Origin of the sequence: Paenibacillus xylanexedens (assembly GCF_007680605.1) — a bacterium.
In the GTDB taxonomy this organism is placed as follows: Bacteria; Bacillota; Bacilli; order Paenibacillales; family Paenibacillaceae; genus Paenibacillus; species Paenibacillus xylanexedens_B.
Genome location: NZ_VEIO01000001.1, coordinates 2,601,378 through 2,625,077 on the forward strand (window position 1 = coordinate 2,601,378; position 23,700 = coordinate 2,625,077).

19 protein-coding genes are annotated in these 23,700 nt (G+C 48.3%); 1 reads left to right on the top strand and 18 read right to left on the bottom strand.

Annotated features, from left to right (window positions below; translation table 11 throughout):
- Window positions 1-94: 94 nt before the first annotated feature.
- From FS818_RS11550 to FS818_RS11635, 18 genes are all read right to left on the bottom strand, one after another.
- Window positions 95-346, bottom strand: a complete 252-nt coding sequence (locus FS818_RS11550) for a hypothetical protein (protein WP_145331908.1) — start codon at window positions 344-346, stop codon at window positions 95-97.
- Between the two features lie 3 nt (window positions 347-349).
- Window positions 350-1,009, bottom strand: coding sequence for a ribulose-phosphate 3-epimerase (rpe, locus tag FS818_RS11555; RefSeq protein ID WP_145331909.1), 660 nt, complete (start codon window positions 1,007-1,009; stop codon window positions 350-352).
- Window position 1,010: 1 nt separating this feature from the next.
- Window positions 1,011-1,928: a ribosome small subunit-dependent GTPase A gene (rsgA, locus tag FS818_RS11560; protein WP_145331910.1), complete on the bottom strand. Its 918-nt coding sequence runs from the start codon at window positions 1,926-1,928 to the stop codon at window positions 1,011-1,013.
- A 60-nt stretch (window positions 1,929-1,988) separates the two neighbouring features.
- Complete coding sequence (gene pknB, locus FS818_RS11565) at window positions 1,989-4,199, bottom strand: Stk1 family PASTA domain-containing Ser/Thr kinase (protein WP_145331911.1); 2,211 nt, start codon at window positions 4,197-4,199, stop codon at window positions 1,989-1,991.
- A complete protein-coding gene (locus FS818_RS11570) occupies window positions 4,196-4,972 on the bottom strand; it encodes a Stp1/IreP family PP2C-type Ser/Thr phosphatase (RefSeq protein WP_145331912.1) in 777 nt (258 codons plus the stop codon). Before FS818_RS11570 ends, pknB begins: the two co-directional genes overlap by 4 nt.
- A 7-nt stretch (window positions 4,973-4,979) precedes the next feature.
- Complete coding sequence (gene rlmN, locus FS818_RS11575) at window positions 4,980-6,020, bottom strand: dual-specificity RNA methyltransferase RlmN (RefSeq protein ID WP_145331913.1); 1,041 nt, start codon at window positions 6,018-6,020, stop codon at window positions 4,980-4,982.
- A 293-nt stretch (window positions 6,021-6,313) separates the two neighbouring features.
- The gene (gene rsmB / locus FS818_RS11580; RefSeq protein ID WP_145331914.1) at window positions 6,314-7,777 is read right to left on the bottom strand and encodes a 16S rRNA (cytosine(967)-C(5))-methyltransferase RsmB; all 1,464 of its coding nucleotides are present in this window, start codon (window positions 7,775-7,777) and stop codon (window positions 6,314-6,316) included.
- Window positions 7,774-8,733 carry a methionyl-tRNA formyltransferase gene (gene fmt / locus FS818_RS11585; protein WP_145331915.1) on the bottom strand — a complete coding sequence of 320 codons (960 nt, stop codon included), beginning with the start codon at window positions 8,731-8,733 and terminating at the stop codon, window positions 7,774-7,776. Before fmt ends, rsmB begins: the two co-directional genes overlap by 4 nt.
- A 12-nt stretch (window positions 8,734-8,745) precedes the next feature.
- Window positions 8,746-9,234, bottom strand: coding sequence for a peptide deformylase (gene def / locus FS818_RS11590; RefSeq protein ID WP_123062359.1), 489 nt, complete (start codon window positions 9,232-9,234; stop codon window positions 8,746-8,748).
- 128 nt (window positions 9,235-9,362) lie between these two features.
- Window positions 9,363-11,912, bottom strand: a complete 2,550-nt coding sequence (priA, locus tag FS818_RS11595; RefSeq protein ID WP_145331916.1) for a primosomal protein N' — start codon at window positions 11,910-11,912, stop codon at window positions 9,363-9,365.
- A 3-nt stretch (window positions 11,913-11,915) separates the two neighbouring features.
- Complete coding sequence (gene coaBC, locus FS818_RS11600) at window positions 11,916-13,172, bottom strand: bifunctional phosphopantothenoylcysteine decarboxylase/phosphopantothenate--cysteine ligase CoaBC (RefSeq protein WP_145331917.1); 1,257 nt, start codon at window positions 13,170-13,172, stop codon at window positions 11,916-11,918.
- 139 nt (window positions 13,173-13,311) lie between these two features.
- Window positions 13,312-13,524, bottom strand: a complete 213-nt coding sequence (rpoZ, locus tag FS818_RS11605) for a DNA-directed RNA polymerase subunit omega (protein ID WP_145331918.1) — start codon at window positions 13,522-13,524, stop codon at window positions 13,312-13,314.
- 163 nt (window positions 13,525-13,687) lie between these two features.
- Window positions 13,688-14,260 (bottom strand): guanylate kinase, encoded by a 573-nt coding sequence (gmk, locus tag FS818_RS11610; protein WP_123062363.1) that lies wholly within the window; start codon window positions 14,258-14,260, stop codon window positions 13,688-13,690.
- Window positions 14,261-14,273: 13 nt separating this feature from the next.
- A complete protein-coding gene (remA, locus tag FS818_RS11615) occupies window positions 14,274-14,534 on the bottom strand; it encodes an extracellular matrix/biofilm regulator RemA (RefSeq protein ID WP_006209218.1) in 261 nt (86 codons plus the stop codon).
- A 51-nt stretch (window positions 14,535-14,585) separates the two neighbouring features.
- Window positions 14,586-15,485 (bottom strand): YicC/YloC family endoribonuclease, encoded by a 900-nt coding sequence (locus FS818_RS11620; protein ID WP_145331919.1) that lies wholly within the window; start codon window positions 15,483-15,485, stop codon window positions 14,586-14,588.
- Window positions 15,486-15,504: 19 nt separating this feature from the next.
- Complete coding sequence (locus FS818_RS11625; protein ID WP_145331920.1) at window positions 15,505-17,394, bottom strand: bifunctional homocysteine S-methyltransferase/methylenetetrahydrofolate reductase; 1,890 nt, start codon at window positions 17,392-17,394, stop codon at window positions 15,505-15,507.
- Window positions 17,395-17,629: 235 nt separating this feature from the next.
- Entirely contained in the window at window positions 17,630-18,463 is an 834-nt protein-coding gene (gene dapF / locus FS818_RS11630; RefSeq protein WP_145331921.1) for a diaminopimelate epimerase, read from the bottom strand.
- A 176-nt stretch (window positions 18,464-18,639) separates the two neighbouring features.
- The gene (locus FS818_RS11635; protein WP_145331922.1) at window positions 18,640-21,498 is read right to left on the bottom strand and encodes a calcium-translocating P-type ATPase, SERCA-type; all 2,859 of its coding nucleotides are present in this window, start codon (window positions 21,496-21,498) and stop codon (window positions 18,640-18,642) included.
- Window positions 21,499-21,846: 348 nt separating this feature from the next.
- Between FS818_RS11635 and FS818_RS11640 the strand changes: the two genes are divergently transcribed.
- Window positions 21,847-23,652 (top strand): Rqc2 family fibronectin-binding protein, encoded by a 1,806-nt coding sequence (locus FS818_RS11640; protein WP_145332863.1) that lies wholly within the window; start codon window positions 21,847-21,849, stop codon window positions 23,650-23,652.
- Window positions 23,653-23,700: the final 48 nt, after the last annotated feature.

A 23,700-nucleotide genomic window follows, 5' to 3' on the forward strand; every position in this document is an offset into this window, starting at 1 on the left:
CAAAAAAGGCTACATGAGAAACCTGCTCATGTAACCATATTTATGCGGAACCTGCTGTCCCTATTCCACAATGACAAGCCCGAGATCAGCCCATTTACGTTTGAGTAGGGATGTACTGGTACACAGCGATCATAAAAACACTCATGAGATAATACAGTATGCTGAAAATGACAAAAGTAATCCGATGTCCCTTCCGATCAAACTTTCGGAAATACATGATAACTACGGCGACACCAATTAACGACGTTAGCGCATTAAATGGAGCCTGGAGAACTGAAAACAGTGCAAGTACCAGCCCCGTAGTCATGCTTCCCGCCATTGTCAGCAATGTCTCTTTGAAAGTCATGAATTAACCCTCGTAACTGCTACGAATCTCGGCAATTGCAGCAGCGCGGTCTTCACGTCCGAATACGGCACTGCCAGCGACCAGGACATCGGCACCAGCTTCCACAACGAGTGGAGCTGTATCTGCAGCAATACCGCCGTCTACCTCGATATGTACGTCATGACGTCCTCTCTCGTTCAGCCATGTGCGAATCTGCTTGATTTTGTTCATCGTACCGGAAATAAATGCTTGTCCGCCAAAACCAGGATTCACAGTCATGACAAGAACCATGTCTACATCGTCCAGTACTTCCTGAATTGCACTTGCTGGAGTACCAGGATTAAGAGCAACCCCTGCCTTAATTCCCTGCTCTTTAATGAGGTGAATGACACGGTGCAGATGCACGCACGCCTCAGCATGAACCGTAATTACCGCTGCGCCGGCTTTAGCGAACTCTTCCACGTAACGTTCCGGATTTTCAATCATCAGATGAACGTCGAGTGGCAACGTTGTATGAGGTGCAATGGCCTTTACAATAGCAGGACCGAGTGTAATATTAGGGACGAAGTGCCCGTCCATTACGTCAACATGAATCCAATCTCCGCCAGCTGCTTGTGCTTCGGCAACCTCTGCACCCAGCTTGGCAAAATCCGCTGATAATATCGATGGGGCAATTTTTATCATATTAATACCTCCGCTTCTTATCTTTCATTTCAGTCAGGAACTGAACATAATGCTGATAACGACTTTCCGAGATCAAACCTTCCTCCTTGGCCGCCAGCACCTTGCAGGCTGGTTCATGCGTATGCGTACAACCACGGAACTTGCACTGATCAGCAAACTGGGCAAACTCACGGAAACAAGTGGATAATTCCTCCACGCCAATCTCCAAAAAGTCCAGCTGGCTGAATCCCGGTGTATCCGCAACAAATCCGCCATTATCGAGTGGAATGAGTTCCACATGTCTGGTCGTATGTTTCCCGCGCCCGAGACGCATGCTGATTGCACTCGTCTCCAGGGTAAGTCCTGGCATCAATGCATTCAGCATGGAAGATTTTCCAACACCAGACTGACCGGAAAATACACTAATCTTGCCCGCAAGGCGTTCTCTTAGCAACTCACTGCCTTCTCCAGTCCGTGAACTGGTTGATATGACTTCGTAGCCTATCTGCTCGTACATTGCCTTTACTTCAGCCACGATGTCCCGATCCTCAGCTTCTGAATCAATCAGGTCCTGTTTCGTCAGCACGATAAGGGCATCGAGTCCGGCTTGCTCAATATGAACAAGAAACTTATCCAGGAGATTCAGATTCATATCAGGCTCTTTGACCGAAAATAACAGGACTGCCAAGCTGACATTCGCCACCGGGGGACGAATTAATTCGGTCTCGCGTTTGTGAATTTCGTCTACCGTTCCTTCCCCGTTCTCTGTCAGCATGTAACTTACTCGGTCACCCACAAGCGGAGAAGTGCCTCGTTTACGAAAAATGCCTCTGGCTCTGCATTGAACGGCGGAACCTTCAGCCGAAGGAACCCCGTTGTCTTCCACTGGCATGACATAGTAATAACCACTTAATGCTTTAACGATGATACCTTCTGGCACAACTCCGTCGCCCTCCTTCTGATCACTCACATTGTTTCCTTACGTCAGCATAAGCCGTCCTTATGGACGGCCTGATGCGTTGATAACTCCTTTTTTCTTATCCTCTTTATGCTTTCCTGGGCCCTTATCCGTCTTCATTGCTGAAGTGTCGCCTTCCTGATTGTCCCCTTCCCCATCAACAGGGGTGGAGTCAGGTTCTTTTTCCTGGCCATTATCCACGTTGCCCCCATTGTCACCATTCCCCGGATCAGGGGTATTGGCTGGCGGTGCTTGCGTGCTCTGTTCCGGATCGATGGAAGGTACATTCACCGTACCATTCTTCGCTTCACTGTAGGATACGACGTACGTATCCAGAAATTTACCATCACGATAAACGGACACAGCCCCATTTTCATTCGGTGCAAGCACAAGCGGTATCGTCAAGACTTGAGCAGAATTAATTGTGCGTGTGCCCCACTCCTGATTTTTACCGCGCGCATCTTCATAGGTGATGCGAATTTTACTATTTTTACCCACTTCTTTTGGCGATACGTTGATGTTAAACGGATATTCCAGTGCCTGATCCGGATAACCTGTGCTGATAAAAATTGTAATTTTGTCGCCAGGGCTAACATCCGTCCCCGCTTCCACAGGCCATTGCTGGGTTACTTTGCCCTTTTCTACGGTATAACTGGACTCCTCTTGAACCTGTCCAAGCACAAGTCCTTTCTCTTTCAGCATTTGTTCTGCTTCACTGCGCGTATGATTTTTCAAATCAGGCATTTTGACCGTTTCTGCGCCCTTGCTCACCGTTAACTCAATCTCAACAGTTTCAGGATCAAATTCTTCATTTACACCAGGCGTCTGGGAAATGACAGAGCCTGAATCGACTTCATTAGAAAAATCATCTTTACGCTTGATCTGGTCTTCTTTAATACCAAGCGCAGTCAGTTTTTTGACCGCTTCAGTATAAGGCTCCTGCTTGACATCAATCATCTTCACCATTTCTTTTTCCGCGCCAACACTTAGCTGAACCTCAGAGCCTTTTTTGACCACGTCGCCTTCATTCCTGCTCTGATCAAAGACAATGCCTGGATCTACATTTTCTTTGTACTGTCGAATGACTTCGTTGCTCACCACCAAGCCCTGTTCCTCCAGCATTTGGCGGGCTTTTTCTTCTGTCTGATTGACTACGTTAGGCACCGTTACCTCAGGTACAACAAGCATACCTTTGACATACCATACCACTCCAACCATGGCGATCAAAAGAAGAACAGTCAATGATATGATCAGCGTTGGTTTTTTCCAGTTTTTCTGCTTCGGTTTACCTGCGCTCTGTTCATGATCTGTTTCCATCACAGGCACCGCTCCAGTAGATTTCATTCCACGAGGCTCCGGTTTGATGGCCGGCATTACACGGGTCTGATCGATATCATCCTCATCCGGAAAGTCCACCTTGGACTCATTGCGGCGCTCTGGCATAAGACATGTTTCCAGATCATGCTGCATTTCTTTCGCCGATTGATATCGCTCCTGCGGATTTTTACGCATGGATTTCAGAATGACATTTTCCACACTTTGCGGAATGAGCGGATTGAATTTGCGTGGTTCATCAAACTCTTCCTGCAAATGTTTCAAGGCTACACTAATTGGACTTTCCCCAAGAAAAGGAAGCTGTCCTGTAAGCATTTGATAGAGTACAATTCCAAGAGAATATAAGTCCGACTTCTCCCCAGTCACAATACCCTTGGCATGCTCTGGTGAGAAATAATGCACTGAGCCCACGACAGAGCCAGTCTGTGTAATCGTTGTAGAGGTAACAGCACGCGCGATCCCGAAATCTGTTACTTTTACCCGGCCATTCCGGCCAATTAATATGTTATGCGGTTTAATGTCCCGGTGAATAATCTGATTATGGTGCGCGTGATCCAGTGCATCCGCGATCTGGGAAGCAATGTGTACCGCTTCGTCGACCTGCAGAGGCGCACGTTCCTTAATAATTTCATTTAAATTTTTGCCTTCAACGTACTCCATAACAATATAATGCACGTCATCTTCCTGACCCACATCATAGATGCTGACGACATTCGGATGTGACAACGATGCCGCTGATTGTGCCTCTCTCCGAAAACGGCGGATAAACTCTTCATCATGAACAAACTGTTGTCTGAGTACTTTAATTGCCACATTTCGGTTCAAGAGCAAATCTTGAGCTTTGTAAACCAAAGCCATGCCGCCACCGCCGACACGCTCAATGACTTCATAGCGTCCGCCTAGCTGGTGCCCAATCATGACTCACACCCCGTTTCCGCTTCTAGGGCATCTTGTTGCTGAGGTTCAAATAAAGCGACAGTGATATTATCGTCTCCTCCAGCAAGCAGTGCCAGCTGTAGCAGTCGATCGGCACGATCTTCCAGTGGAAGTTCAAGGTTACCCGCAACCTGAATAATCTGCTCATTGCTGACCAGGTTACTGAGTCCGTCACTGCAGAGAAGCAGAACTTCCCCTTCTTCCAGTCGCACGGCATCCATATCCACCTTCACTTCGGCATCAGTGCCAAGTGCACGGGTAAGCACATTGCGACGTGGATGATGAGTTACATCCTCCTTGCTAATCTGACCATTTTTGTACAATTCATTCACCAGTGTGTGGTCTTCAGTCAGCTGGAATACTTCCTTGCCTGCAATTTTGTATGCACGGCTGTCCCCAATATGTCCAATCACACCTTCCGCATCATTTAACAGAGCGGCAACAACTGTCGTCCCCATATTATGATACTTATCGTCCGTGGATGCTGTGCGGAATATGACTTCATTCGCATGAAGAATCGCATCGCTAAGCGCAGCTGACAGGGAAGCATGGGACAAACCTGGCTCAAGTGTTGCCAGATCCTCTACCAGCGTCTCCACTGCAAGGCGACTTGCCGTATCTCCAGCAAGATGTCCACCCATGCCGTCTGCAACGATTCCCAGAATATATCCTGTATCCAGATTCCGAATCCAGGCTGAATCTTCATTCACCGAACGTACTCGTCCGATATGGCTCACATGAACTGTTTTGATCAAAACGCTCTCACCTCAACTCCATATGCTTTGCACGAAGCTGGCCGCAAGCGGCAGCAATATCATGTCCCTGTTCACGGCGAATCGTTACATTAACTCCCTGTTCCGAGAGAATTCTCTGGAAGTTAAAAATATCACTTCTTGATGTTCTAACATATTTGCGTTCAGGCACATGGTTTACCGGAATCAGATTGACATGGCATAACATGTTTTTGAGCACACTTGCCAGTTCTGCCGCATGCTCTGGCTGGTCATTGACACCGCCGATCAATGCGTACTCAAACGTAATTCTTCGGCCCGTCTTAGCCAGATAATAGCGAAGAGACTCCATCACATCATCAAATGGGAAACGACGGTTCACCGGCATCAGTTTCGAACGCAAGGCATCATTTGGTGCATGAATCGAAATAGCCAAATTAATTTGCGTGTCTTCATCTGCAAACTTGTAGATGTTCGGCACAATTCCGCTTGTAGACACCGTGATATGTCGCTGACCAATGTTCAGACCTTTTTCATGAATCATAATCCGCAGGAACGTCATCGTTGCTTCATAGTTTTCAAAAGGTTCACCCGAACCCATGATCACGATGCTGCTGACACGTTCACCGCGCTCATCCAGAATTTTCTGAGCCTGTACAACCTGAGCCACGATCTCTCCGGCTGTCAGGTTACGTTTCAGCCCCCCGAGCGTGGATGCACAGAACGTACAGCCAATCCGGCAACCAACCTGTGTGGTTACACAGATGCTGTTCCCGTAGTTATGTTTCATAATAACCGTTTCAATCGCATGATCATCATGCAGACCAAAAAGGAATTTCACCGTGCCATCCTTGGACTCGAACTTCGTAATTTCCTTAAGGGTTACGAATTCAAACTGCTCTGCGAGCTTCTCGCGTAGCGACTTGGAGAGATTTGTCATTTCACTAAAATCATTAACACGTTTCACATAAATCCAGTCAAAGATCTGACCGCCGCGAAACGCTGGTTCCCCGTTTTCCACAGCCCATTGCTGCAGTTGCTCCAGGGAAAAATCGTATATAAAAGGTTTCATTTTGTTTTCAACACCTATTCCTTTTTTCTTTTCACTTGCACTTCTTTTGCATTTCTTTTACATTTCTTTTGCTTTCCAGCGTTTTACTGCATTCGTCCTATTCTATCACAAACGGCACTTTACATCCATGTATACCCTCGAGACCCGTTCTTCATGCATTATAACATCTCATTGTTACCATCGCATCCTGACATCGTTTTATAAACTAGTTAGTAATCTACCAAGTCGCCTCTCACAAAGAAATCCGCCGAGGGTTTTCCTCGGCGGCCTTCCTTCAGTGCTCTATTAAACGTTTAATTAGCCGTTCTTGTCAACCTTGCGATGTAGAAACCGTCACTGTGAGCATATTGCGGCAAAATCTGAACACCACCATTCACAGCCCTCCAGTCCCTGGTTCCTGGCTGTGACCATGCCGATGTTTCGATAGCCTTATACTCCGGATGACGGTCCAAAAAGTCCGCCACCATATCCTCGTTCTCTGCCGATTCAATGGTACAAGTGCTGTATACCAGAATACCACCTGGTTTGAGCAATGGCGCAACGCAATCCAAAAGTTCTCGCTGCAAACTGGAGATGTCTTCAATGTCGGATGAGGATTTAGTCCACTTCACGTCCGGCTTGCGACGAATGACCCCTAGCCCTGAGCACGGTGCATCCAGCAAAATCCGGTCAAATGATGACTCGGCATAGCGCTGGTTTAAATCAAGTGCATCCCCGGTTACCGCATCAATGCAGCTTAATCCAAGACGTTCAGCCTGATCCAGAATAAGCTCGCGTTTATGAGCATGAACATCGTTAGCTATAATGCGTCCACGGTCCCGCATTTTCTCTGCGATATGAGCTGTCTTGCCGCCTGGAGCTGCACAACAGTCCAGCACGTCTTGTCCCTCTTCCGGCGCTACGGCTTCAGCGACCAGCATAGAACTTTCGTCCTGAACCGAGAAAAGTCCGTCCCGATACCAGGACGTAAGAGCCATATTGCCTCCGCTTCGAACCAGAATACCATCCGGGCTAAGATGCGAAGCTTCAACCACTGCCCCTGTGCTTGCCATCTCCTCCATCAGCTTGTCCCGTGTTGTCATGGTCGTGTTCACACGTACGCTCACTGCTGGAGGTTCATTATTCGCACGGCAGATGGCTTCTGTTGTCTCTTCCCCATATTGAGCAATCCACCGCTCCACCATCCACAGCGGGTGAGAATGCTCCAATGAGATCCGTTCAGCAACCGGCAGATGCGAGGGAACATGCAACTGCTCCTTGTTTCGAATCATATTCCGCAGCACGCCGTTAACCATACCCGAGATTCCCTGATGACCAAGTTTCTTTGCCAGGTTTACTGCTTCGCTGACGACGGCATGTTCCGGAATTCGATCCAGGTAGATCAATTGATACGCACTGATCCGAAGCAAACTACGTACCCAAGGCTGTAACTTTGCTGTTCCTTTGGCAACAAAACGCTCCAGATAATAATCCAGCGTGTTTCGTCTTGCAATCGTTCCATACACCAGTTCCGTAGCGAGTCCTGCATCTGCAGAACTAAGATCTGCTTCTTTGAGACGGCGGTTCAGTTCCAGATTGCTGTATGCTCCGTCCTGCTCCACCGCGCTCAGTACCTTGACAGCGAGTGCACGAGCGGATGTCTTCGGTTTCTGCACACGATCATGAGTCTGACGACGACTGGCTTGGCTCCCTGCGTTGCCGTTGCCTGCTGCCTTACGTTCTTTTCCTGAAGAATGTCCTGATTTTGAAGTACTCATCGCAGCACCATACCAGGTTTCAATGTTCCACCGCGAGCAAAGTCGGCAGCTTGCATTACTTTTTTGCCAGCAGGTTGTACTTCTGTCAGCCACAAAGAACCATTGCCTGTCTTGATTTCTATGCCTGATTTGTTCAATTGCAACACGGTTCCAGGCACGGCTTGTCCAACATTGGAAACAGATGAAGCTTCATTCGCCACCTGATCTGGATTGGCTGCTGCCCAAACTTTAAATACCTGTTCATCCCACATCGTGAATGCACCCGAAAAAGGGACCAGACCACGAATCTGATTGAACAATTCACGGGATGTACGATTCCAGTCCATCTTCTCGTCTTCCCGTGTCAGATTACGAGCATAGGAAGCTTCCTCATCATTCTGTGGAACAGCTGTCGTTTCGCCTGCGATGAGACGCGGCATCTCCGCCTGGAGCAACTTGGAGCCGGCCTCACTCAATTTGGCAAACATCGTGCCGGATGTATCTTCATCCGTGATTGGTACTTCCACACGAGAGATCATATCCCCGGTATCCAGACCTTCTGCCATATACATCAACGTGACCCCTGTGACGGATTCTCCGTTGATGATAGAACGTTGTATCGGAGCTCCTCCGCGATATTTAGGCAGAAGAGACCCGTGTACGTTCACACAGCCGCGAACCGGCATATCTAACACCGCTTTGGGAAGAATCTGTCCAAATGCGGCAGTGACGATCAAATCCGGTTTCCATTCCGCAAGGCGGGCTACCGCTTCCGGATCACGAAGTTTGACAGGCTGAAACACCGGCAGACCGTGGCGTTCAGCTGCGGCCTTGACCGGTGTAGGTGTAAGCACTTTTTTTCTTCCCTGCGGTTTGTCCGGCTGTGTTACCACGCCTACCACACGGTATCCTTCCGCCATCAACATATCCAGAGAAGGAACGGCGAATTCAGGTGTTCCCATAAAGACAATATTCAAATCGATCACTCCTTAATTGCGACGCGGTCCAGTTTGCTCTGGGGTAATTTCATATACTTTTTCAGCGATATCTGTGAAGAGCACACCGTCCAAATGGTCAATTTCGTGCTGAAACGCACGGGACAACAGACCGCTACCTGTAATAATCAGTTCATTGCCTTCACGATCCAGTCCTTTCACGGTAACCGTCTCAAAACGACGGACATCTCCGTTAATCCCTGGAATACTTAAGCAACCTTCAGGTCCGAACTGTTCTCCTTCACTGGAAATAATTTCCGGGTTAATCATTTTGATCAGCCCTTGCTCATCTCCTGCATCAATCACAATCAAACGTTTCAGAATGCCGACCTGCGGAGCCGCAAGACCTACCCCTTCTGCGTCATACATTGTGTCTGCCATATCATCAAGCAGCTTTTGTACATTAGGTGTAACTTTGGTAACTTCCTTGGCTCTTTTGTGAAGCACCTCATCTGGTTCTTTAACGATAATACGAATCGACATGTTGTAAGCACCTTCCTAATTCTCATCATAGTTTCTAGACAATATTCTCTATTTCGTTGTTGATATTAATCTATGTTTATACCGCTTGTTCACATCCACATTTTTCGCCTCAAAATGCTGTAAAATGTCTACATTAACATCTGCGGGTCTACATCAAGGCTAATCAGCAGCTTCTGGGCCTGAACATCATCGTCCATGTGCCGGGCCGTTGCCAGAGCCAGACCGATGGCATCCACATCCCCACGCCATTTTATCATACATTGGAATCGGTATCTATTCTTGATCCTTGGAATTGGAGAAGCTACAGGGCCAAGCACATCAAAGGCTTCGTTACTGAAACGATCCAGACTGCCCAGCCATCCGGCAGCATTCGCCTTCTCTTTCAGCAATCGGGTATAGTTTTCAGCTAGTCGAATCAGAACAGGAAGTTGTTCGTGAGAGAACGTCACCAGAATCAGACGGCAGTAGGGAGGATACTGTAAATTTCTGCGGTGCAACAACTCTTCCTTCACAAAAGATACATAGTCATGCTGGCTTGCATGTCCGATGGAGTAATGCTCTGGCGTATAGGACTGCACAAATACTTCTCCCGGTAATTGATGACGGCCCGCCCGGCCTGCCACTTGTGTCAGCAGTTGGAAGGTTTTCTCGGCAGCACGGAAATCAGGCAAGTTAAGCGCTGAATCCGCGGTGATGACTCCAACGAGCGTCACATCAGGGAAATCGAGCCCCTTGGCAACCATCTGGGTTCCAAGCAACACATCGGCTTTCTTCTCCCGGAACTGTTTTAACAGCTTCTCATGCGCGCCTTTCTCCGTCGTTGTATCCACATCCATACGGATTACCCGTATCCCTGGAAACAGCTTGGCCAGTTCCTCTTCAACCCGTTGTGTTCCTGTACCAAAGTAGCGAATATGCTCACTTCCACAATCCGGGCACGTTTCGGGCGCCGCTTCTGCATACCCGCAATAGTGACAGCGTAAATTGTTGGAACGCTGATGATATGTCAAAGAGATATCACATTCAGGACAGCCCGCCACATATCCACAGCTCCGGCACATCACAAAGGTTGAATATCCGCGCCGATTCAGCAGTAGAACCGTCTGTTCTCCGCGCTCCAGGCGTTCTTCCAACCCTTTGTGTAATGCTCTGCTGAACATGGAACGATTGCCATCCTTCAGTTCTTCACGCATATCGATGATTCGCACAGCTGGCAGATTGTTGCCAAGCGCCCTTGTAGGCATTTCAAGCAAGAGAGGAGCAAAATCATCATTGCTTTGCGAACGCGCAGCATAATAACTTTCCAGCGAAGGCGTGGCCGAACCCAGAACCACCACGGCCTGATGCTGTTGTGCTCTTTTGACAGCCACATCACGCGCATGGTATTTCGGCGTTTCTTCCTGTTTATAGGAGGTCTCATGTTCTTCATCCATAATAATCAGTCCCAGACGGCTGAAGGGAGCGAACACCGCAGAACGCGCACCAATCGCTACCTTCACTTGACCTTCCCGAATTTTACGCCATTCATCATAACGTTCACCGCCGGAAAGACGGCTGTGCATGACCGCAACCTGATCGCCAAAACGTCCTTTGAAACGCTCTACCATCTGTGGAGTAAGAGCAATTTCCGGCACCAGCACGATGGCCTGCCTGTCCTGATTGATGCACTGCTGAATCGTCTGCAGATAAACCTCGGTTTTACCACTTCCGGTAACGCCATGTAACAAAAACACACCGTGACGCTGTTCCTGCAAACGCCCGTTGATGCTGCCGAAAACCTTTTGCTGCTCCTCAGTCAGTGCCAGCGGTTCTGTGGGCTTAAAACGTCTGCCCTGATACGGATCACGGAAAACTTCCACGTCCTCTGTCACAACCAAACCCTTTTCCTCAAGTCCCTTAATCGTTGCCGCCGAAACTTGCAGCGTAGACAACACTTCCTTCAAAGGCATTGGTAGCAAATCCTTCATCTCCAGCAAAAAAGAAAGAATCTCCTTCTGCCGTTGAGCCTTTGCCGGGAACGAGGACAGTGCTTCTTCTGCAGCAGCGAAATCCACCGCCAGATTCACAGATTTCATCGTTTTTTTATTCAGCTTATCCTTAATCGCTTGGCTTTCCAATAGTACACCGCTCAGTAACAGCTTCTTGATCATGGCTGCATGATTCGGGTACTTGCGGCTTAATTGCTGCAGGGGCACCTGTCCTCGGCTTTTGACAAAACGAATAATATCCTGCTGTACCTTCTCGGTTGTCGATTCCTCTCCCCACACAAACAGAACATCCTCGTTTGAAGATTCATCTCCTGCATGTGCATCCAGTGCATCTCCTAGCGAAATGTAGCGCTCCGCTTTTCCTTTCAGCGCGGTTGGCACCATCACTTGCAAGGACAAAATCCGATTGCTCGCATATCGCTCGCTCATCCATTCTGCCAGCTCCACCAGATCCTTCGACAGTGGCGGCACGATATCCAGCAGCTCCTGAATAGGCTTGAGTTTAAATGATTCTTCTCCCGTACGGGGAACCAGATCAACGACGAACCCTTGCACGGTGCGATGTCCAAAAGGTACACCTACCCTGCTTCCCACCTCAATCCATTCCTTCATGGAGTCGGGAACCAGATAATCAAAAGGCCGGTCGGTCTGCTTCACAGGCACATCGACAATGACCTTGGCAATCTCCATCTTTTAATTCCTCCCGGCAATGCGCTCCGCCGCAATTCGGAGCAAACGATGTGCCACTTCTTCCTTGGACATCAGCTCAAGCTCCTCAACCAACCCATCACGGTCATAGATATGCACCGCGTTGGTGTCCGTTCCAAATCCTGCTCCCGAACGGGTGACATCATTGGCTACGATCAGATCACAATTTTTCCGTTCCAGTTTCTCACGTGCATACATTTCGAGCGACTGGGTCTCGGCAGCAAAACCAATCAAATACTGATGGGTCTTCCGTTTGCCCAGCGTCTCCAAAATATCTATATTTTTCACAAGTTCAAGCGACAACGTATCGCCCTTTTTCTTGATTTTTTCCATATAAACTTCTTTCGGGCGATAATCAGCGACGGCGGCTGCTTTAATGACGATATCCGCACCATCCCACTCCTGGGCTACTGCCTCATACATGTCCTGTGCAGACTGTACAGGTATGATTTCTACATTTTCTGGCGGCTGTGCCTGTGTGTTACCCGTAACAAGCTTCACATCAGCCCCCAGATCACGCGCTGCGGCGGCGATGGCAAATCCCATTTTCCCGGATGAATCATTCGTAATATAACGAACCGGATCAATGCGCTCGATCGTACCGCCAGCGGTAACCACAACCTTTTTACCATCTAAAAGCAAATCTTTCCGTGGCATCCGGCCTTGTAACGACTCCTGAATCCCTTCCCGCGCATCACGCTGCGCAAAAAAACGCTCCACCACATCCACAATGGTCTCCGGTTCTTCCAAACGCCCCTTGCCTACATATCCGCAGGCCAGAAGCCCTTCACCGGGCTCAATCATTAACGTGCCCCGTTCAGCCAGCAGATTCATGTTGTGTTTCACCGCCGGATGGTCATACATGTGCACATTCATGGCAGGAGCAATCATCACTGGTGCAGTCGTAGCAAGTAGTGTCGTAGTGAGCATATCGTCAGCCATCCCGTGTGCCATCTTGGCAATGACATTCGCTGTTGCCGGAGCGACCAGCACCAGATCAGCCATGTCTGCGAGATTGATATGAGAAACAACCGCCGGTTCACGTTCATCGAATGTATCTGTATATACTGCGTTTCGGGTCAACGTTTGCAGCGTTAATTCGGTAATAAACTGTGTCGCCGAAGCGGTCATAATGACGTGAACATCCGCTCCCTTTTGCACCAGTTTGCTGCATAATGTTGCTGCTTTATAAGCTGCTATGCCCCCTGTTACGCCAAGCACGATTTTTTTACCGTTCAACATGTTCAATATCCCCCGATAATGTTAAGACATCAATACAAGTGTAAATACTAGTTCGGCTTATTCGTAAAAAAATAACAACCTTTCGGTTGTCAAAATGATTAGGCTATCGCCTTATGCAGTTGAAGAGCAGCCCGGAGGCTTACTCTTCTTCTTCGTCCTGCCCTTTGATCACAACAAGATGATCACCATAAATCTCTTCCAAAGCAACGCCAACCTGTTTATGGGATTTTGCATTTCTTAGGTCGGACTTCTCACCTTCACGAAGCTGTCTCGCACGGCGGGAAGCAGCAACAACCAAGGAATACTTGCTGTCAACTTTGTTCATCATTTCATCAATTGAAGGATACAGCATATTAACAAAACACCTCTTTGCTTTAGTATAATCACAAGTTGCCGCCGGACAGAACCTTATGTTGCGTGTCCTCACGTACAGGAAGCAGTCCAGAATGAACATCAACCTTAACATGATATGACAACTGCCCCATGAATATCGCTGTACGCGGCGGCAAAAGAGATTATTTATTGATCTTACAATGTTCGGCGATAATGATGCTTTCTATTCGTTTGCAAGCCGAATCAATCTCATCATTAACCACGGCATAGTCATAATGCTCTAGCAGATTGATCTCATCGACTGCTACAGACATCCGGTGATCAATCGTCGCTTGACTTTCCGTGCCCCGTCCTTGAATACGATCCTTCAACTCATCCAAAGAAGGAGGAAGCAGGAAGACAAAAATCCCCTCAGGGAATTTCTCCTTCACTTTAAGTGCACCCTGAACCTCAATCTCCAGAATAATATCTCGGCCTTCGTTGATCGTTCTCTCCACAAAATCACGCGGAGTGCCGTAATAATTGCCTACATACTCTGCATGTTCCAGCAGTTGATCCTCGGCAATCATTCTCAGAAACTCATCATGAGAGTGAAAAAAATAGTTTACTCCATGCTCTTCACCCAAACGTGGCTGACGAGTGGTTGCTGAAACCGAATAAGTCAGATTCGGCACTCGTTGGCGCAACGCACTGCATACTGTACCCTTCCCGACCCCGGATGGGCCGGACAACACTATCAGTAATCCCTTAGACATATTACACTCCATTTTATTCGTCGTTATCATCATCTTTCGAGGAAAGACGATGGGCGACCGTTTCAGGCTGAACTGCAGACAGAATAACATGATCACTATCCGTAATAATTACGGCACGTGTACGTCTTCCATACGTTGCATCAATCAGCATGTGACGATCTCTAGCCTCTTGTATAATTCTCTTGATCGGCGCCGATTCCGGACTCACGATGGATATAATCCGGTTCGCCGATACGATGTTACCGAATCCAATGTTAATGAGTTTGATTGCCATAATCAGGTTCTTCCCCCTATACATGCGACTCTTTTGCCGAAATTTAGCCGTTCATTCGATGTTCGCCGCTTGCTCACGAATCTTCTCCAGCTCCGCTTTCATCTCGACAACACGGTTCACCAGAGCCAAGTGGTTGGCTTTTGATCCAATCGTATTAACCTCGCGATTCATCTCCTGAATCAGGAAGTCCAACTTGCGGCCTACCGAATCCTCGCTCTTCAACAATTCTCTACATTGTCCAAAGTGGCTAAGTAAACGCGTAAGCTCCTCTTCAATGTTGGAACGATCAGCAAAGACTGCGATTTCCATACCCAATTTATGCTCATCAAAAGGGAAAGAGCCGTCCTCCTGCAACTCCGTAAGACGCTGTCTCAACTTATTGCGATAATCACTCACCACAGTAGGCGCAAGTGCAAGCATCTCGGTGTGTAGTGACTCCAGACGGGTGATCCGTCGCTCCAGATCATTGGCCAGATGAAGACCTTCACGAGCGCGCATCTGCTCCAAACTGGACAGAGCTTCGTTTAATCCAGCCTGCAGAACCTGCTCCCATTCGTATTTTTGTTCCTCCTGAACGGGGCTTGTCCCATCCGGTTGAACCATGACATCCGGCAGACCCAGCATATCCACAATACTTGGCTTGCCCTGCATTCCAAATTGAGATTCAAGCCGCTCTGCAGCCTGCAGATAGGCCCTGACCGCCTGCTCATTCAGAACAGCGGGGAGAGCCTGGTCTTCCTCTTTTTCTTTCATTACATAAACATCAATCCGCCCACGCTTCAAGCGGCCCTGTACGATCTTTCTCAAACCATCTTCATAATACGTCCACTCTCTCGGCAGACGCATCATCACTTCGCAATAACGATGATTGACTGATTTGATCTCCAATTGTACCTTGTAGCCGCCAAAATGAAAGGCGGATTGACCGTATCCGGTCATACTGAATGACATCGGCATCACATCCGTTTTACTATTGTAATTGATTATTAGGGTTGAAACAAGTAGGACATTGATGCTCCGATTTCTCCCAGACGTATTGAGTCAGTTCTGCCGTCATGCCATAGAACATAAACGGAGTCATCAGATAGATGCCCTTGAAGTGCTCTGTAGCTACATCCAGTAGTTCTTTTGCAATCGTCACTCCCATGGCACGGCCCTCTTCACCTTCCAGTCCTGCCATCCGTGAACGCACTTCATCGGAAAGCTGGATACCTGGAACCTCATTGTGCAAATACTCTGCGTTTCGGCCGCTTGCGAGCGGCATAATACCGACAAAAATAGGAATGTCCAGATGTTTGGTTGCCTCACGCATCTCAACGATCAATTTCGGATCATACACCGGCTGAGTCATAATATAGTCTGCCCCGGAGGCAATTTTCTTCTCAAGCCTTTGTACCGCTTTGTCCAGATGTTTTACGTTCGGGTTAAAGGCCGCTCCAATAACAAAGCCGGCTTTCTGTTTCAACGGTTTACCCGAGAAGGCCACACCATCATTCAGCTGTTTAATCATTCGTATGATTTCAAACGATGTTAGATCGTACACGGAGCTTGAACCGGGCAAGTCACCAAACCTTGCAGGGTCGCCCGTAACGGCGAGCACATGGTTAATGCCGAGTGCATCAAATCCCATCATATGGGACTGAGTTCCGATCAAGTTACGGTCACGGCAGGCAATATGCACAAGTGCACGAAGTCCTGTGCGATCCTGCACCAGATGTCCGAGTGCCATATTACTCATACGTGTTACAGCGAGGGAGTTGTCAGCAAGCGTAAGGGCATCCGCTCCAGCCGCCCTAAGTGTTTCGGCACCCTTCATAAATTTTGCAATGTCCAGATCACGCGGGGGATCAAGCTCTACAATGACCGTGTGACGTTGTTTGACCAGATCCACAATCGTTGGCTGGCCTCCGCGTCCTGCTCGTTCATCCACATGTTCATGAAGCACGATACGTGGCGCTGCTTCCGCAGAATCAGGTTCAGCAATCGGCAGTGGTACGTATTCCGCGAGCGCTTGTTTAATCGAAGTAATATGATCCGGCGTTGTACCGCAGCAACCGCCGATAATACGCGCACCAAGATCCGCAAACTGTATTGCAGTCTGACCGAAGTACTCCGGTGTTGCACCGTAACGGAACTGACCATCCACATAGTCCGCCGCACCCGCATTCGGATATACAGACATCGGAACACCGACACGTCCAGAAACGGTTTCCATCGCGCGCATGATCCCGTTCGGACCAGACCTGCAATTGAAACCGATGACGTCAGCACCCTGTTCGCGCATGATACGAAATGCTTCAGGCATCGTATAACCATCAAGCGTATGACCTACATCCTCTACAGCGAATTGCCCAATCACAGGCAGGTCGCTTAGCTTGCGGGCCTGCAAAAGAGCGATATCCATCTCTTCGATATCATAGAACGTTTCAAGCAGAATGCCATCTACGCCTTCGTCCAGTAACGCAAAAATCTGCTGTTGATAGAAGCGTTTCAATTCACTAGTAGACACATTTGTCCGTTTGCCGCCGCGGATAGAACCTACTGCACCCAGAACGTAACCCTCTGCCCCTGCTACTTCTTTCGCGATGCGTACGCCCGCACGGTTCACATCCTCCACCTTGGACTCTAGTCCAAATTTGGACAATTTGTCAAAGTTGGCCGAGTACGTATTGGTCTCGAATATATCCGTGCCTGCATCACGGTAACGGCGATGTACATCAGCCACAACTTCAGGTGAAATCAAGTTCAACTCTTCGTAAGATATCCCTACCGGAAATCCCATTTGATATAGAAATGTCCCCATGGCCCCATCCCCAACAAGAACACGTTGCTTCATCGCTGTACGTAAATCTGCCTTCATCCCATTTCCCCCCGCCTGACTGTGATCGTTTTCATACTAATGTAACACAAAAAATGCTTAAAAACGAAGAAAAACACAGGTATTTACTGTATGTCCGACTCCAGTGGACATTCCTGCGAAATATGTACTGAATTCGTCCTTTATGACCGGACAACTCGTAACAGATTATCTGCTTTGGACAAAAAAAGAGGCCCTGCAGGCCTCTTCCGTGTAACCTTCTACTTTTCCCAAGAAATTATGAAGTAAATCCTTTGAAAACAACTTCGGCCGGTCCCGTCATATATACATGGTTATCTGCCTCGTTCCACTCGATGTTCAGATCCCCGCCTTTAAGGCTGATTACAGCTGTTCGATCGGTATGACCATTTAACACAGAGGATACCAGTGTTGCACAAGCCCCTGTTCCGCAGGCCAGTGTCGGACCCGCACCGCGCTCCCATACACGCATGTCTACATATCCGCGGTCACGTACCGTCGCGAATTCAACATTGATTTTTTTCGGGAACATCGGGTGAACCTCAAGCAGCGGCCCCCATGTTGTCAAATCGAAATTCACCGCATCATCAACGTAAATGACCGCATGAGGGTTGCCCATAGACACCGCTGTGAATTTGAATGCATGTCCATTCGCTTCGATGTTATGATTGACTACCGGATTCGCGTCTACTGTTGTAGGCACTTGAAGACCATCCAGAATCGGCTCGCCCATGTCTACGCGAACGGTCTCCACTTTGCCGTCCCGGATGTTAAGCGTTACAGGCTGAACGCCCGCCCCAATCGTTTCAATCGTAATCTGCTCGCGGTCAACATGCCCATGATCATACACATACTTGGATACACAACGGATGGCATTGCCACATTGCTCTGCTTCCGAACCGTCCGAGTTCATGATACGCATCTGAAAATCCGCCTTCTCCGAAGGCAGTATATAAACCAGACCGTCTGCTCCGATACCGAAGAATCGATTGCACCATTTTACCGCAAGTTCAGCAGCATCTGCTGGAAGTTCCTTTTCACCAAATACAACGATAAAATCGTTGCCTAGTCCGTGCATTTTCGTAAATTCCATATCTTGCCCACTCCTTTTGGCAGTCTGCAGCCAAAGCTTTATAGTTTATTTATAGCTAGTCTTCATGTCATGCGCGCAAAGCATACAAAAAAAGCTATCCTGCAAAATATCAAAGCCTTTGCTTTGAATCATTTTGAGGATAGCATATCGAAACGAGATATTAAAAGGTATTGATTTTATGCTGAAAACTTTGTACTTTTCGGTACGAAGCGCCCAGGACCGCCCATGCGGCGACGATTCCGGCGACCACCCCAGACACTGCCAACCCCCATAAGGAATGTTGGAATGCCTGCGGCTACGATACAAATGGCCCATTCACGCAGACCGAGAGGTACTGTTTTGAAGATGGGTTGCAACGGCTCCACATACATGACCACCAGCATCAGCACAACCGATGAGATAACAGCCAGAACGAGATATTTATTCTGCAACGGATTGCGGTGGAAGATCGAACGCGAACTACGGCAGTCAAACACATGAATCAACTGGGCAAGCACCAATGTAGCAAAAGCGACGGACTGGGCCTTGAGCAGCTGACCAGGATGATCCGGCGCGGCCTGAAGTGTCAACCAGAAGGCACCGAGCGTGCATAGTCCGATCAACACACCGCGGCTAATGATTTTCCAGCCCAGCCTGCGGGCAAAAATATTTTCCTTTGCTCCGCGAGGTTTGTGCTCCATCAAATCTTTTTCCGCCTGATCAACTCCGAGCGCCATCGCTGGCAAACCATCGGTCACCAGGTTTACCCATAGAATCTGGATGGGCACGAGTGGCAACGGCAAACCCATCATCATCGCAAAGAACATCGTTAAAATCTCGCCGACATTCGAAGCCAGCAAATACCGGATGAACTTGCGAATGTTCTCATAGATGTTACGACCTTCTTCAATAGCCGCCACAATAGTGGAGAAATTATCATCACTCAAAATGAGAGATGAAGCTTCCTTCGTCACATCGGTTCCCGTGATGCCCATGGCAATCCCGATATCCGCAGCCTTGATAGCAGGTGCATCGTTAACGCCGTCCCCAGTCATCGCGACAACGTGCCCTTTGCGCTGCAACGATTTGACGATACGCAATTTGTGCTCAGGCGAGACTCTGGAGAACACATAGATATCATTGACTGTTTTATCCAGTTGTTCGTCCGTCATGCCAGCAAGTTGCTGTCCGCTTAACGATGCTCCGCCGCGCGGGAGAATACCCAGCTGATGAGCGATCGCTTCCGCTGTTGTTCCATGATCTCCCGTGATCATCACGGTCCGGATACCCGCTTTGCGGCATGTCGCAATGGCCTCACGAACTTCACGGCGAGGTGGATCGATCATACCAGCAAGCCCTACAAATACAAGCTGGCTTTCAGCTGCATGCTCGTCAGCAACATGTTCCTTCGGCTTGACTTCACGATAGGCCATACCAAGAACTCGCAGGGCATTACCAGCCATACTTTCGTTGGCAGCCATCACTTTCTGGCGCAATGTGCCGGTGAACGGAACCACCTTGCCTTCCCACAAAATGTAACTGCAATGCTCAATCAGTACATCAGGCGCCCCTTTGGTATACACCATACGTCCACCTTGATGTTTGATCATAACAGACATCCGTTTTCTCTCGGAGTCGAACGGGAATTCCTGCTCTCGATCATATAATTCCTTGAGTCCTGCAGGAGTAAGACCCATTTTAGAAGCCATGGCTACCAGTGCACCCTCTGTCGGGTCCCCTTTTAACTCCCAGAGCACTTGGTTAGCACTAACTTGCTCCTCCTCCTGCTGGCCGTTCTTCCGGTCTTTTTTGCTCTCTTTTTTGGACTCTTTACTCTTTTTCTTGCTAGCTGGATCGTTTAAAATCGTCTCGACAATACTGGCATTGTTACAAAGTGTACTGATCTGTAGCATTCTTCGTAAGGACTGGTCATTTTTCAGCTCGATTATGCGATCATTTTCCAACATGTGACCTTCCGGTGCATAACCGTCTCCGGTCACCTTAATGCTACGCCCTTCAAGCCACACGTTCGTTACCGTCATTTTGTTCTGAGTCAGTGTACCTGTCTTATCCGAGCAGATCACCGACGCGCAACCTAACGTCTCTACGGATGGCAGTTTACGTACGATGGCCTTCCGTTTGATCATCCGCTGTACACCTAGCGCCAGCGCAATCGTAACGATAGCCGGTAACCCCTCCGGTATGGCTGCCACGGCGAGACTGACACCTGCCAGGAACATGCCTACTGCGGGTTGTCCATGCAGGATACCTGCGACTACGACCATTACTGTCAATCCCAGTGCAACAAAAATCAGAATTTTGCCTAACTGCTCCAGCCTGTGCTGTAGGGGGGTCTCCTGCTCCTCCGTATTTTGGATCAGATCAGCGATTTTGCCCATTTCGGTGTCCATACCTGTCCGAATGACAACTCCCTTGGCTGTACCGCGTGTGACCATAGTGCCCATAAAACCGATGTTTTTCTGATCCCCTAAAGGAACATCGTCACTAGCTATAGGTCTGCAATGTTTGCTGACAGGCACGGATTCTCCGGTGAGTGCCGACTCCTCGACATCGAGGCTGTTGGTTTCCAGCCAGCGCACATCCGCAGGAATGCGGTCACCACTTTCCACCATGATAACATCTCCCGGTACCAATTGTTTGGCCGCAAGATGTACTTCCTGTCCTGACCTGATTACTTTGGCGGCAGGAGCCGACAACTGCTTCAGTGCCCGAAGAGAACGTTCCGCCCGGAACTCCTGTACAAATCCTAAAATAGCATTTAGAACAATAATAGCTACGATCGTTACCGCATCCAGATACTCTCCAAGCAAACCGGATACCAGCGTTGCTCCCATGAGTACCAGCACCATGAAGTCCTTAAACTGATTCAGTAACAGGGTGATCGGGGATATCCGCTGTCCTTCACTCAGTTCATTAGGACCAGCAATTTTCCGCTTCTCTGCTGCCGCTTCGTCCGTCAACCCTTCCTGCGGGCTCACGCCGAGAGTTTCACGAAGCTCTTCGTCGTTTAATTGATGCCACTTGGTATGTTCCATGCTCCAAAATTCCCTCCCAGTCCTATTTCATCTGCAATGCAAGCTCACATGTTTCACCGGCATGCTGCAAGGGCAGGCTGTACACTGTGCCGGACAAACTACCTGCTCTATATGTATTCGGACAGGTCCGTGAATAGCACCCGGAAGCTGAATCCTTTCCCTCATGGGCAGAATAAGCTAAAATAAAGGTCTGCGAAGATTACTGCGCAACTACGTATTTGGAAAAATGCAGTCAGTCATTCGTTATAACCAATGTTATTACATATGCTGCGGTTGCCCCGTGAACCGTTATAGATGAAGCATGCTGCATGAATCATGCAGATGCTCGATAGAGAGGAAGTGGACAATATGGCACTTGACGGTATTGTAACCCGAGCCATCGTACATGAGTTGCAAGGCTGTATCGGAGGACGTATTAGCAAAATTCATCAGCCTAACGGCCATGATGTGGTGTTTACCCTGCGCGCTCAGCGCGACAACAGCAAACTGCTTGTCTCGGCAAGTCCGACGTATCCGCGTGTACATTTTACAGAGAAAACATTTTTGAATCCCACAGAAGCTCCAATGTTCTGTATGCTCATGCGCAAGCACTGCGAAGGAGCTATCATTGAAAATATCCGTCAGATCGGGATGGAACGGATTATTCATATCGATGTGCGTCAGCGGGATGAGCTTGGCGATGTTTCAGCCAAACGTATCATCATTGAACTGATGGGACGTCACAGTAATATCATTTTGATTGACCCTGCGACAGATACTATTTTGGACGGGATTCACCATGTCACACCATCCATCAGTAGTTATCGCGTAGTTATGCCCGGTTTTTCCTATACTGCACCGCCAGAGCAACATAAAAGCAATCCGTTAGAGGTAACCCAAAACGAGTTTGAGCAGAAGATTGCTACTGCAGCAAATGTAGATGCAGACGAAAATGAAGCCGGATCACAAACCGACACAGCTAAAACGGCTATAGAAACAAAAGCAGACGCCTCGCGCTGGCTCGTCAATGCTTTTAGTGGGATGAGCCCGCTGATTGCAGGCGAGATTACAACTCGAACTGTTACCGATTCAGATCATATGGAGGCAGGAGCACTTTGGACTGCTTTTGAGTCAGTCATCAAAACTGTCAAAGAACATCAATACACCCCTGTAACAGGACTGAACGCCAAAGGCAAAATGATCTTTTCCGCTATTCGGCTAGAGAGCATTCAGGATCAGGAAAAAACGTATGATACGATGAGCAAATGTATGGAGGATTACTACGGGGATAAGGCCGAGCGGGATACCGTTAAACAAAGAGTGAGCGATCTGCTCCGGTTCCTGCAGAACGAGCGTAGCAAAAACATTAAAAAGCTCGATAACCTGAGCAAAGACTTGCTTGAAGCCGACGACGCGGACAAATACAGACTATGGGGCGAGCTGTTATTTGCCTCCCTGCACTTGGTCAACAAGGGTGATAAAAATGTAGAGCTGACTAACTTCTACGATGAGGATCAGAGCAACATTACGATTCAACTTGATCCATTGCTTACACCATCGGATAATGCACAGCGTTACTTCAAGCGTTATAACAAATATAAAAACAGTCTGGCTGTCATTCACGAGCAACTTGGTAAAACGAAGGATGAAATCGCCTATCTGGATAATCTGCTTCAGCAATTGTCCATCGCCTCCATGAACGATATCGAAGAAATTCGAGACGAACTTGTACAGCAAGGTTATCTGCGTTATCGGAACAAAAAAGGCAAGAAAAAGAAGAAAAATGATCGTCCAACTGTGCATCAGTTCACTTCATCAGAGGGAATTGACATTCTGGTCGGCAAAAACAATCTACAGAACGAGTATGTGACCAATCGTCTGGCATCGGCTAATGATACTTGGTTGCATACGAAGGACATCCCGGGTTCCCATGTCGTTATTCGCAGCACTGATTTTGGTGAAGCTACGCTGGAGGAAGCCGCTCAAATCGCCGCTTATTTCAGCCAAGCGAAGGAATCTAGCAGCGTGCCTGTGGATTACACGTATATTCGTCACGTTCGCAAACCAAGTGGTGCAAAACCCGGATTTGTTATATACGACCATCAGAAAACTCTGTTTGTAACACCAAACGATGAATTAATAAAAAGTTTACCATCCACGATAAAAAATGGATAATCTACCACTTATCTTATAGGATAAGATGTAACGACAACCTAAAAAATC